The organism is Burkholderia oklahomensis C6786, from assembly GCF_000959365.1.
Lineage (GTDB): Bacteria > Pseudomonadota > Gammaproteobacteria > Burkholderiales > Burkholderiaceae > Burkholderia > Burkholderia oklahomensis.
Map to the genome: position 1 here is coordinate 2,990,383 of NZ_CP009556.1, position 12,605 is coordinate 3,002,987.

The 12,605-nt window shown below is 69.5% G+C and carries 10 protein-coding genes; 2 read left to right on the top strand and 8 right to left on the bottom strand.

The genetic code is table 11. The annotated features are described in order from the left end of the window. Positions 1-59: 59 nt before the first annotated feature. Entirely contained in the window at positions 60-1,169 is a 1,110-nt protein-coding gene (locus BG90_RS30830) for a 2-aminoethylphosphonate--pyruvate transaminase (protein ID WP_010122703.1), read from the top strand. A gap of 438 nt (positions 1,170-1,607) precedes the next feature. On the opposite strand, the gene BG90_RS30835 is transcribed toward BG90_RS30830, so the two are convergent. From BG90_RS30835 to aroQ, 3 genes are read right to left on the bottom strand one after another with little or no spacing between them, the layout of a single operon-like run. Further along, a complete protein-coding gene (locus tag BG90_RS30835) occupies positions 1,608-2,951 on the bottom strand; it encodes an MFS transporter (RefSeq protein WP_010122704.1) in 1,344 nt (447 codons plus the stop codon). Positions 2,952-2,995: 44 nt separating this feature from the next. After that, positions 2,996-3,850, bottom strand: coding sequence for a shikimate dehydrogenase (locus tag BG90_RS30840; protein WP_010110972.1), 855 nt, complete (start codon positions 3,848-3,850; stop codon positions 2,996-2,998). Continuing rightward, positions 3,847-4,302 (bottom strand): type II 3-dehydroquinate dehydratase, encoded by a 456-nt coding sequence (gene aroQ / locus BG90_RS30845; protein WP_010110973.1) that lies wholly within the window; start codon positions 4,300-4,302, stop codon positions 3,847-3,849. The genes BG90_RS30840 and aroQ overlap by 4 nt, the downstream gene beginning before the upstream one ends. A 259-nt stretch (positions 4,303-4,561) precedes the next feature. Between aroQ and BG90_RS30850 the strand changes: the two genes are divergently transcribed. Further along, complete coding sequence (locus tag BG90_RS30850) at positions 4,562-6,526, top strand: bifunctional sugar phosphate isomerase/epimerase/4-hydroxyphenylpyruvate dioxygenase family protein (RefSeq protein ID WP_010122705.1); 1,965 nt, start codon at positions 4,562-4,564, stop codon at positions 6,524-6,526. Positions 6,527-6,725: 199 nt separating this feature from the next. Here BG90_RS30850 and BG90_RS30855 read toward each other — a convergent pair whose 3' ends face one another. The 5 genes from BG90_RS30855 to BG90_RS30875 all read right to left on the bottom strand — a co-directional run. Next, complete coding sequence (locus BG90_RS30855) at positions 6,726-8,375, bottom strand: L-lactate permease (RefSeq protein ID WP_010122706.1); 1,650 nt, start codon at positions 8,373-8,375, stop codon at positions 6,726-6,728. Between the two features lie 142 nt (positions 8,376-8,517). Beyond that, positions 8,518-10,692, bottom strand: a complete 2,175-nt coding sequence (locus BG90_RS30860) for a malate synthase G (RefSeq protein ID WP_010122707.1) — start codon at positions 10,690-10,692, stop codon at positions 8,518-8,520. Positions 10,693-10,730: 38 nt separating this feature from the next. After that, positions 10,731-11,135, bottom strand: coding sequence for a GlcG/HbpS family heme-binding protein (locus BG90_RS30865; protein ID WP_025990581.1), 405 nt, complete (start codon positions 11,133-11,135; stop codon positions 10,731-10,733). Between the two features lies 1 nt (position 11,136). Continuing rightward, a complete protein-coding gene (gene glcF / locus BG90_RS30870; RefSeq protein ID WP_010122709.1) occupies positions 11,137-12,372 on the bottom strand; it encodes a glycolate oxidase subunit GlcF in 1,236 nt (411 codons plus the stop codon). A 17-nt stretch (positions 12,373-12,389) separates the two neighbouring features. After that, positions 12,390-12,605 (bottom strand): FAD-linked oxidase C-terminal domain-containing protein (locus BG90_RS30875; protein ID WP_045568523.1); only part of this gene is annotated, 216 nt, incomplete at its 5' end.

Sequence of the window (12,605 nt, forward strand, 5' to 3'; positions counted from 1 at the left end):
CACTATCCTCCACATCTCCGAACGACCCGATTTCGACCTTTTTCCGGAGTGACGACGCCATGCTCGAACGTGATCCCATCCTGTTGACGCCCGGTCCGCTGACGACGTCGCGCACGACGCGCGATGCGATGCTGCACGACTGGGGCTCGTGGGACGCGGCCTTCAACCAGCTGACGCGAAGCGTCTGCGCGGATCTCGTGCGGATCGCGGGCGGCGGCGGCGAATTCGTCTGCGTGCCGATGCAGGGAAGCGGCACGTTCGCGGTCGAGGCGGCGCTCGGAACGCTCGTGCCGCGCGACGGCCGCGTGCTCGTGCCGAACAATGGCGCGTACTGCGCGCGGATCGTGAAGATCCTGCGCCGGCTCGGAATCGCGCACGTCGAGCTGCCGTTCGCCGAGGACGAGCCGGCGAACGCGCGGGAGCTCGACGACGCGCTCGCGCGCGATCCGCGCATCACGCACATCGCGCTCGTGCATCTGGAGACGAGCGCCGGCCTGCTGAATCCGCTCGACGACATCGCGGCCGTCTGCCGGGCGCATCGGAAAGCGCTGATCGTCGATGCGATGAGCGCGTTCGGCGCGCTGCCGATCGCGCTCGCCGGCAGCGGCATCGACGCGCTGATCTCGGCGAGCGGCAAGTGTCTGGAAGGCGTGCCCGGCATGGGCTTCGTAATCGTGCGGCGCGCGCTGCTCGAAGCATCCGAGGGACGTTCGCCGTCGGTGGCGCTCGATCTGCACGATCAGTTCGCGTACATGGAGCGCACGTCGCAATGGCGCTTCACGCCGCCGACGCACGTGCTCGCCGCGCTGCGCGCCGCGCTCGACCAGTTCTTCGACGAAGGCGGGCAGCCGGCGCGCGGCGCGCGCTACGCGGACAATTGCGCGACGCTGATCGACGGGATGCGCGCGCTCGGCTTCACGCCGTTTCTCGACGCGCGCGCGCAGGCGCCCGTGATCGTCACGTTCCACGCGCCCGCCGATCCCGCGTATGCGTTCCCCGCGTTCTACGCGGCGGTGCGCGACGCGGGCTACGTGCTGTATCCGGGCAAATTGACGACGGCCGAGACGTTTCGCGTCGGCTGCATCGGCGCGATCGGCGCGGAGGAGATGCGGGGGGCGGTGGCGGCGATCGGCGGCGCGTTGAAATCGCTCGGGATCGCGATGCGATGATGGGGTGACGCGGCGGTGCTGTGATGCGTGGCTGCGTGGCTGCGTGGCTGCGTCGATGCGTGTCTGCGTCGATGCGTCGGGCATGACGCGCGGTCGAACGGCTCAAGTCAAACGCGCCGACACGCAACCGAAACGTTGCGCTCGGGCGCTCGCGCGTTGCCTTTCGCCATTTGGGCCCGGCATCGCGAGGCGGCGACGCGCGGCAGCGACGACGCGCCGGACATGGAGAACGATTGAACGGATCACGCCAGACATGCCGACGCGCAACCGAAACGTTGCGCCCCAGGCCCTCGCGCGTTTCATCGCTTGTCCGGACGTCTGCCCTCCGGCATTCGGCCCAAGCGGCAGCCGACGCCGCAAGCCGCAAACCGGCCGCCGCCGAACACCCTGCGCAAGAAAACGGCGCGCGCAGCCGAACCCGGGCCGCGTGCGGCGCGGTTACAGCACGATCCGCTCGATGTCGCCGACGACGAAGATGTACGACAGCGCGCCGATCAGCGCGATGACGGCGATGAACGCGAGCGCGCCGAAGAACGACCCGGTCGCCGCAACGACGAAGCCGACGACGAGCGGCGTGACGATCCCCGCGAGATTCGCCGCGAGGTTGAAGATGCCGCCCGTGACGCCGAGCAGCCCTTCCGGCGCGATGTCGGACACGAGCGTCCAGCCGAGCGCCGCCATCCCCTGGGCGAAGAACGCGACCGACATGATCGCGATCACCGCCTCGTTGCTCTTCACGTAGTTCGCGAGCACGATCGTCGACGCGAGCAGGAGCCCCGCGATGATCGGCAGCTTGCGCGCGACGTTCGCCGATTTCCCGCGACGCAGCAGCCAGTCGGAGAAGATCCCGCCGAACATCACGCCGACCGATGCGGCGATGAACGGCATCACCGCGAAGAAGCCGATCTTGAGCCAGCCCATGTGGCGTTCCGTCGCGAGATAGGTCGGGAACCACGTGAGGAAGAACACGAGCGTCGAGTTGCCGGCGAACTGGCCGATGCAGATGCCCGCGAGCTGGCGCTTGCCGAGCAGCTGCTTGACGGTGCCCCAGCTGAACTTCTGCTGCGCGCGCCCGCTCGACTGCTGCACGAGGCCGCCGCCTTCGGCGATGTACGCGAGCTCGGCCGCATTCGCGCGCGGATGGTCGCGCGGCTCGTGATAGAACTTCCACCAGACCAAGCCGAACGCGATGCCGACGCCGCCGACGACCCAGAACAGCGACCGCCAGCCGAACGCGCCCATCAGCGCGAACAGCACGGGACTCAGGAACGCGAGGCCGACGTACTCGCCGACCGTGTACGTGCCCGTCGCCATCGCGCGCTCCTTCTGCGGAAACCAGGTCGCGACGACGCGGCTGTTGGTCGGGAAGCACGGCGCCTCGGTCACGCCGAGCCCGAGCCGGCACGCGAGCAGCGGCGCGACGCCGTGCACGAAGCCCTGCGCGAGCGTGCACGCGGACCACAGCGTCATCGACCAGTAATAGGTGACCTTGCTGCCGAAGCGGTCGAGCAGCAGGCCGCCCGGCACCTGCGACAGCACGTAGGTCCACGAGAACGCGGAGAACATCACGCCCATCACCGCCGCGCCGATGCCGAGCTCCTTCGTCAGGCCCGGCGCCGCGACGCCGAGCACCGTGCGGTCGAGATAGTTGATCATCGTCCCGATCGCGAGCAGCGCGAGAATGTGGTAGCGCGCGTTCGAGCGCGGCTGCGTCGCGCCCGCGGCGCGGGCGGATACGGCGGCCGCGGCCGGCACGGCGTCGGTTTGAATCGGCTGGGGCATCTCGATGTCTCCTGTCTTGTTTCTAATCTGTCCAGTTGAGGAATTCAGCGTCCGACGAGCGCCTGGAAATGCTCGAACATCCGCTCGGCGTCCGGCGCGCGGCCGGTGAAGATCTCGAACGCGTCGACCGCCTGGTAGACCGCCATCCCGCCGCCCGGCAGCGTGTTGCAGCCGAGCGCGTGCGCGGTCCGGATCAGCTCGGTTTCGAGCGGGAAGTAAACGATGTCCGCGACCCACAGGTCGCGGCGCAGCAGCTCGGCGGGCAGCGGCAGGCCGGGGTGCTTCAGCATGCCGGTCGGCGTCGCGTGGATCAGGCCGTTCGCGTTCGCGAGCGTGTCGGCGAGCGAGCCGCCCGCGCTCAAGCGTGCTTGCGGGAAGCGCGCCTGCAATTGATCGGCGAGCGTTCGCGCGCGCATCGGGTCGACGTCGAAGAGCGCCAGCTCCGCCGCGCCCATCGTCAGCGCCGCGTGCGCGACGGCCGCGCCCGCGCCGCCCGCGCCCAGTTGCACGACGCGCTCGAGCGGCGCGCCCGGCAGCCCGCGCGCGAACGCCTTCGCGAAGCCCGACCAGTCGGTGTTGTGGCCGATCCGCCGGCCGCCGGCGAAGCGCACCGTATTGACCGCGCCGAGCGCGGCCGCGTCCGGCGACAGCTCGTCGAGCAGCTCGATCACACGCTGCTTGCACGGATGCGTGATGTTCAGGCCGTCGTAGCCCATCCGCTCGGCGGCCGTCAGCAGCTCGGGCAGCGCGTCGGCCGGCAGCCGCAGCGCATCGAGATCGATGCGCCGGTACACGTAGTTGTAGCCCTGGCGGCGCCCTTCCTCCTCGTGCATCGCGGGCGACAGCGAGCCGCCGATCCCGGAGCCGATCAGGCCGATCAGAAACGAACGTGCGGTCATCGCGCGCCCTCCCGTCCGATCAGCGTCGCGATCCGCCGCAGCGCGAGCACGTAGCCCTCGGTGCCGCAGCCGCAGATCACGCCGTCCGCGACCGCGGACACGAACGAATGGTGCCGGAACGCCTCGCGCCGGTGGATGTTCGAGATATGCACTTCGATGATCGGCTTGCCGAGCGCGGAGAGCGCGTCGGCGATCGCGACCGACGTATGCGTGTACGCGGCGGGATTGATCACGACCCCCTGCACGCGCTCGCGCGCCTCGTGCAGCCAGTCGATCAACTGGTGCTCGGCGTTCGACTGGCGAAACTCGAGCGCGAGGCCGAGCGTGTGCGCGGCGTCCGCGCAGCGTCGCTCGACGTCCTGCAGCGTTTCCGCGCCGTAGATATGCGGCTCGCGCAGGCCCAGCAGGTTCAGGTTCGGCCCGTTCAGGACCAGCACCTTCGGCTTGCTCATGTATGACACTCCGGTGAAAAGCGGGTACGTATCCGTAGACGAACGCGTGAGCGTCGTCAAGATTCGGCGTCAGTGTGCGCTTGCGCATGCGCAATGTCTTTCCGGGTTTTCTATAATTTGTACCATCTAGTTAGTTTGTATACTCTGCGACTCGCGCCTTTCCGATCTTCGACGGCGCACGGCCGGCGACGCGGCGCTCATCCTCCGGTTGCGCGCCGCGGCCGGCCGCGCGCCGTCCTCCACCAGCAGGAATTTCACCATGCAGCGTTCGATCGCCACCGTCTCGCTGTCCGGCACGCTCGTCGAGAAGCTCAGCGCGATCCGCGCGGCGGGCTTCGACGGCGTCGAGATCTTCGAAAACGACTTGCTGTACTTCGACGGCTCGCCCGCCGACGTGCGCCGCATCGCCGCCGATCTCGGCCTGAAGATCGTGCTGTTCCAGCCGTTTCGCGACTTCGAGGGTGTGCCGCCCGAGCGCCTCGCGCGCAATCTGGAGCGTGCGAAGCGCAAGTTCGACCTGATGCACGAATTGGGCACGGATCGCATTCTCGTGTGCAGCAACGTGTCGCCGGACACGATCGGCGACGAATCGCTGCTCGTCGACCAGCTGGGCGCGCTCGCGCACGCCGCGCGGCAGGCGGGCGTCGTCGTCGCGTACGAGGCGCTCGCGTGGGGGCGGGTCGTGAAGACGTACGGGCACGCGTGGCGGCTCGTCGACGCGGTCGATCATCCGCATCTCGGGCTCGCGCTCGACAGCTTCCATACGCTGTCGCTCGACGATTCGCCGGACGGCATCGCGCGGATTCCGGGCGGGCGGATCGCGTTCGTGCAGATCGCCGACGCGCCGAAGCTCGCGATGGACGTGCTCGAATGGAGCCGACATTACCGGTCGTTCCCCGGTCAAGGCGATTTCGACGTCGCGGGCTTCACCGCGCGCGTGATCGAGTCGGGCTACGACGGGCCGTTGTCGCTCGAGATCTTCAACGACGGCTTTCGCGCCGCGCCGCCCGCGCTGACGGCCGCCGACGGCTACCGGTCGCTCCTGTATCTCGAAGAGACGACGCGCACGCGGCTCGCGCGCGACGCGCGGCAGGCGCCGGAAGCGTCTGAAGCGCACGAAAAACGCGAAACGCGCGATGCAGATGCGCCGCGCGCGCGCGTCTTCCCGAAGCCTTCGCAATCCCTCTTCGCGCCGCCGCCCGCTCCCGCGCACGTCGGCTTCCAGTTCATCGAATTCGCGGTCGACGCGGCCGCGGCCGACAACGTCGCCGGCTGGCTCGGCAAGCTGCGCTTCAGGCGCGCGGGCCGCCACCGGTCGAAGGACGTGACGCTGTATCAGCACGGCGCGGCGTCGATCGTGATGAACGCGGAGCGCGATTCGTTCGCCGATGCGTTCTTCCAGGAGCACGGTCTGTCGCTGTGCGCGTCGGCGTTTCGCGTCGACGACGCGAGGCTCGCGTTCGAGCGCGCGGCGGGCTATGGCTACGCGCCGTTCTCGGGCCGCGTCGGCCCGAACGAACGCGTGCTGCAGAGCGTGCGCGCGCCGGACGGCAGCTTGAACTATTTCGTCGACGAAGCGCCCGGCGCGCCGACGCTGTACGAATCGGATTTCGTGCTGACCGACGTCGACGGGCCGAGCGAAGTCGGCCCGCTCGTCGGCATCGATCACGTGTGCCTCGCGCTGCCCGCCGACGCGCTCGATACCTGGGTGCTGTTCTTCAAGACCGCGTTCGGCTTCGAGGCCGAGCGCAACTGGCTCGTGCCCGATCCGTACGGGCTCGTGCGCAGCCGCGCGGTGCGCAGTCCGGACGGCTCGGTGCGAATCGCGCTGAACGCGTCGGTGGACCGGCATACGGCCGTCGTCGAATCGCTGCACCGCTATCGCGGCACGGGGCTCAATCACGTCGCGTTCCGCACCGGCGACATCGTCGCGGCGATCGCCGAATTCGCGGCGGACGGCGTGCCGTTCCTGCGAATTCCGCGCAATTACTATGACGATCTCGCCGCGCGCTACGCGCTGCCCGACGAGACGATCGAGGTGCTGAGCCGCCATCACCTGCTGTACGACCGCGACGAAACGGGCGGTGAGTTCCTGCACGCGTACACCGAGCTCGTCGACAACCGGTTTTCGTTCGAGATCGTCGAGCGGCGCGGCGGCTACGACGGATACGGCGCGGCGAACGCGGCCGTGCGGCTCGCCGCGCAGACGCAGCGGAGGAAGTGAGCGCGGCGCGGACGGCGGCGCGGGCGAATGAAACTGGCCGAACTGTTCCGTCCAGCCGCCCGCTCAGCCATTCGCGTTCTGCCATTCGCGTTCTGCCTCCACGCCCTGCCACCCATGCTCAACCGCCCATCCAAGCGCCCCGTGCGCGCAAGCCTCCGCGTCCCGCCGCAGCCGCCGACGCGCGGCCGCCAGCCCGCCATCAATGCGGCAGCGCCGGAATCATCCAGCTCAGCACGTGCTGCTGCAGGAACACGAGCACGCCGAGTAGCAGCGTGAGGAACACGCTGTGCCAGAACGTCCGCGCGAACACGACGCCTTCCTGCCCCTTCAGATCGGTCGTCGACACGCCGGTCGCGATGTTCTGCGGCGAGATCATCTTGCCCATCACGCCGCCCGACGAGTTGGTCGCGGCCATCAGCACCGGATCGAAGCCGAGCTGCCGCGCGGCAACCACCTGAAGATTGCCGAACAGCGCGTTCCCCGACGTGTCGCTGCCCGACAGGAACACCGCGATCCAGCCGAGCGTCGCCGACACGAGCGGAAACAGCGCGCCCGTCGACGCGACGCCCATCCCGAGCGTGTAGCTCATCCCCGAGTAGTTGAGCAGATACGCGAGCCCGACGATCATCATCACGGTGACGATCGCGATGCGCGTCTGCCGCCAGGTCTGCGCGACGCAGCCGAAGAAGCCGCCGACGTCGGTGCGCGTCCACACGGCCGTGACGATCGCCGACAGCAGGATCGCGGTGCCGGTGCCGAGCGGCTGGAAGTCCCAGATCGCCGCGTACGACTTGTGATAGAGCGTCATGTAGACCACGTCGTGCAGGCCGGGCCACTTGATCTTCATGTCGCCGATCCCGGCGACGCCCGCGTGCACCCAGAAGATCACGATCACCGACACGACGAGCCACGGCAGCCAGCCGCCGTAGCCGACGCGATCGCGCGCGGCGCCCACGCCGACGGCGGCGTCGCCGCGCGCGATCGCGAACTGCGGATCGGGCTGCGGCTTCCAGATCTTCAGGAAGCCGATCGTCACGATCAGCGACGTCAGCGACGACAGCACGTCGGTCAACTGATAGCTGATGAAGTTCGACGTGACGAACTGCGCGAGCGCGAAACTGCCGCCCGACACGAGGAGCGCCGGCCAAAGCTTGCCGATCGAGCGCATCCCGCCGTAGATGCCGACGACGTAGAACGGCAGCAAGAGCGCGAAGAACGGCAGTTGGCGGCCGACCATCGCGCCGAGCGTGTCCGGATGCAGCGACGTCACCGCGCCGAGCACGGTGATCGGCACGCCGAGCGCGCCGAACGCGACGGGCGCGGTGTTGAAGATCAGCGTGAAGGTGAGCGCCTCGATCGCCGGGAAGCCGAGCGCGATCAGCAGCGCGCTCGTGATCGCGACCGGCGTGCCGAACCCGGAGATGCCTTCGAGCAGACAGCCGAACGAGAACGCGACGACGAGCAGCACGAGGCGGCGATCGTCGGGCAGATGATCGAGCATCCATTGGCGGAACTGATCGAAGCGGCCCGATTTCACCGCGACGTTGTACAGCAGCAGCGCATTGAAGACGATCCACATGACGGGAATCAGCGCGAGCGCCATGCCGGCGCCGACCGCGTCCAGCGCGAGCCCGGCGGGCATGCCCCACACGGCGATCGCGACGACGATGCCGGTCACGAGGCCCGCGAGCGACGCCTGCCACGCCGGGCGTCGGAACAGCCCGAGCATCGCGAGCGCGACCGCGATCGGCAGCACGGCGACGAGAAACGACAAGACAAGCGAGTTGCCGACGGGGGTCAGCGGCTGGGCGAACGCCGTCCCCGCCGGTAGTGCGAATGAAGGGTTCATGTTGTCTCCTAACTCCCCTCGGAACGGTTTTTATGTCGTTCTTGTTGTCGGCTTGCATCGGGCGCCGCGTGCTCCATGCGCGGGCCGTCGTCGGACGTCTGACATCAATGGGCGACGGGCGCCGGGGCACCCGCCCGCCGCGTCAACCCGCTTTCCGGTGCTGCTTGAACGCGAGCCGGTGCCGGTGCAGCAGCGGCTCGGTATAGCCGCTCGGCTGCGCCCTGCCTTCCAGCACGAGCGAGCACGCGGCGCGGAACGCGTGCGAATTCGCGTAATCGGGCGCCATCGGGCGATAGTTCGGATCGCCCGCGTTCTGCGCATCGACGACGCGCGCCATCCGCTCGAACACCTCGTCGACGAACGCGCGCGTCACGACGCCGTGGCGCAGCCAGTTCGCGATGTGCTGGCTCGAGATGCGCAGCGTCGCGCGGTCCTCCATCAGGCCGACGTCATGGATGTCGGGCACCTTCGAGCAGCCGACGCCCTGCTCGACCCAGCGCACGACGTAGCCGAGGATGCCTTGCGCATTGTTCTCGACTTCGGCGCGGATCTCGTCGTCGCTCCACGCCGCGCGCTCGACGACGGGAATCGTCAACAGGCCGTCGAGCAGCGCATCGCGCTCGCGTGCGTAGTCGATCGTCTCGAGCGCCTGCTGGACCGCCTGCACGTCGACTTCGTGGTAATGCAGCGCATGCAGCGTCGCCGCGGTCGGCGACGGCACCCACGCGGTATTCGCGCCCGCGCGCGGATGCGCGATCTTCTGCTCGAGCATCGCGTGCATCAGGTCCGGCATCGCCCACATGCCCTTGCCGATCTGCGCGCGACCGCGCAGCCCGGCCGCAAGGCCCGCCAGCACGTTGTTGCGCTCGTACGCGGCGATCCACGCGGACGACTTCATGTCGCCCTTGCGGCACATCGGCCCGGCTTCCATCGCGCTGTGCATCTCATCGCCCGTGCGATCGAGAAAGCCCGTGTTGATGAACGCGACGCGCGCCGGCGACGCCGCGATGCACGCGGACAGGTTCACGCTCGTGCGGCGCTCCTCGTCCATGATCCCCATCTTGATCGTGTGGCGCGGCAGCCCGAGCAGGTCCTCGGTGCGCGCGAACAGCGTGTCCGCGAACGCGACTTCGGCCGGCCCGTGCATCTTCGGCTTCACGATGTAGATCGAGCCCGTGCGCGAGTTGCGCCTCGACTTCAGGTCGTGCATCGCGCAAAGCGTCGTCACGACGCCGTCGAGGATGCCTTCCGGGATCTCGTTGCCGTCGCGGTCGAGCACCGCGTTCGTCGTCATCAGATGGCCGACGTTGCGCACGAACAGGAGCGAGCGGCCGTGCAGCGTCAGCGTCGAGCCGTCGGGCGCGCGATACTCGCGGTCCGCGTTCAGGCGGCGCGTGAACGTGCGCCCGCCCTTGTCCACGGCCTCGGTCAGCGTGCCCTGATTCAGCCCGAGCCAGTTCCGGTAGAGCTGCACCTTGTCGTCCGCGTCGACCGCCGCGACCGAATCCTCGCAATCGATGATCGTGCTCACCGCCGCTTCGAGCACCACGTCGTTCACGTGCGCCGGATCGCCGCGGCCGATCGGCGCCGACGCGTCGATCCGGATCTCGATGTGCAGCCCGTGATGCTTGAGCAGCACGGCGGCCGGCGAATCGGCTTCGCCCTGGTGGCCGGCGAACTGGCCCGGACGCGCGAGCGTCTTCACGCCGTCGCGCGTGTCGACCGCGAGCTTGCCGTCCTCGACGCGGTAGCGGAGCGCATCGCGATGCGAGCCGTGCAAGAGCGGCGCCGCGCGATCGAGAAAATCGCGCGCGTAGTCGATCACGCGCTGCCCGCGCACCGGGTTGTACGCGCCGGCGCGCGTCGCGCCGTCGTCCTCGGGCAGCGCGTCGGTGCCGTACAGCGCGTCGTACAGGCTGCCCCAGCGCGCGTTCGCCGCGTTCAGCGCGTAGCGCGCGTTCGACAGCGGCACGACGAGCTGCGGGCCCGCCTGCGACGCGATCTCGCCGTCGACGTTCGCGGTCGTCACCGCGACGCGCCCGGGCGGCGGCACCAGATAGCCGATCCGCTCGAGGAACGCGCGGTAGCCGCCGAGGTCGCGCACCGGCCCCGGATGCGCGCGGTGCCAGTCGTCGAGCTCGCGCTGCAGCCGGTCGCGCTCGGCGAGCAGCGCGCGGTTATGCGGCGCCAGGTCGTGCACGAGCACGGCGAAGCCCTGCCAGAACGCGCCGGCGTCGACGCCCGTGCCGGGCATCGCTTCCTGCTCGATGAACCGGGCGAGACCTTCGTCGACCCGGAGTCCGTGTTGTTCGATCATCCTGCGTTCTCCCTCATTCACGTCGTTCGCCGCCGCGCTCACGCGGCGACGCCCTGCACGCCGGCCTTCGCGATCTGCGCATCCTGCCCGGACTGCACGCCCGACACGCCGACCGCGCCCGCAACCTGCCCGTCGACGATCACCGGCACGCCGCCTTCGAGCGTCGCCGCGAGCGGCGCGCTCAGGAACGCGGTGCGACCGCCGTTGATCATGTCTTCATAGAGCTTAGTCTCTCGGCGGCCGAGTGCCGACGTTCTCGCCTTTTCTTGCGCGATATACGCGCTCGCGGGCGACGCGCCGTCGAGGCGCACGAGTCCGAGCGGATGGCCGCCGTCGTCGACGACCGCGATCGCGACGGCCCAGCCGTTGCGCTCCGCTTCGGCGCGGGCGGCTTCGAGGATGCGCTCGACTTCGGCGCGGCCGAGCATGGGTTTGGTTTGCATGTCAGGGATTCTCGTGGTCAGGAGCCAGAAGGGAATCGACGAGCTCGATCCAGTGGCGCACGCGCGTGCGGCCCGCGCCGTTCAGATGCGATTCGCAGCCGACGTTCGCGGTCACGATCTCGTCCGGGCGGCCGGCTTCGAGCGCGGCGAGCTTGTTCTCGCGCAGCCGCGTCGCGATCTCCGGCTGCGTCAGCGAGTACGTGCCCGCCGAGCCGCAGCACAGATGCGCGTCGGCGACATTCGTCAGATCAAAGCCGAGCCGCAGCAGCACGCTTTCGACCGCGCCGCCGAGACGCTGCGCGTGCTGCAGCGTGCATGGGCAGTGAAACGCGATCCGGCGCGGCGCGGCGGGCGCGAGCGCGTCGAGCGGCTCGGCCGCGATCACTTCGACGAGATCGCGCGCGAGCGCGCTCACGCGCCGCGCCTGGTTCGCGTAGGCGGAATCGAAGCGCAGCAGATCGCCGTATTCCTTGACGAACGCGCCGCAGCCGCTCGCCGAAATCACGATCGCCTCGGCGCCCGCCTCGATCGCGGGCCACCATGCGTCGATGTTGCGGCGCGCCCGCGCGAGGCCGGCTTCCTGCGCGTTCAGATGGAATTCGTTCGCGCCGCAGCAGCCCGCCTGCGGCGCGGGCATCACGCCGATTCCGAGCCGGTCGAGCACGCGCGCGGCGGCCGCGTTCGTGTTCGGCGCGAGCGACGGCTGCACGCAGCCTTCGAGCATCAGCACGCGGCGGTTGTGGCGCAGCGGCGGACGTGCGGACGCGGCCGGCCTGTCGAGCGGAACCTTGCCGCGCAGCGCGGCGGGCAGCAGCGGGCGCAGTGCGCGGCCCGCGCCCAGCAGCGCCTTGAACGCGGCCGGCCGCGACACGACGTGGCGCAGCCCGGCGCGCAGCGCGCGCTCGCGCGCCGGCCGCGCGGTGCGCCGCTCGACTTCCGCGCGGCCGATGTCGAGCAGCGCGTGATAGCGCACGCCGGACGGACACGTCGTCTCGCAGTTGCGGCAGCTCAGGCACCGGTCGAGATGCAGCCGCGTGCCGTCGGTGACGGGCTCGCCCTCGAGCACCTGTTTGATCAGATAAATGCGGCCGCGCGGGCCGTCAAGCTCGTTGCCGAGCAGTTGATAGGTCGGACACGTCGCATTGCAGAATCCGCAGTGCACGCACGCGCGCAGGATCGCTTCGGCCTCGTCGGCGCGCGCGAGCGACCGGGTCGCTTCGCAGAGATTGGTTTGCATCGGAGAACGAATCGGCGTCAAAAGTCCGCGTACAGGCGGCCCGGATTGAAGATCCCGTGCGGGTCGAGCCGCGCCTTCAGCCGTCGGTGCACGCGCAGCAGCGCGTCCGGCAGCGGCTGGAACGGCGCGTCCGTCACGCCCGGCGTGAAGCATGTCGCATGGCCGCCCAGTTCGGCGGCGAGCCGGCGCAGCGCTTCCGGCGGCGCGTCGCTCTTCAGCCAGCGCTGCGCGCC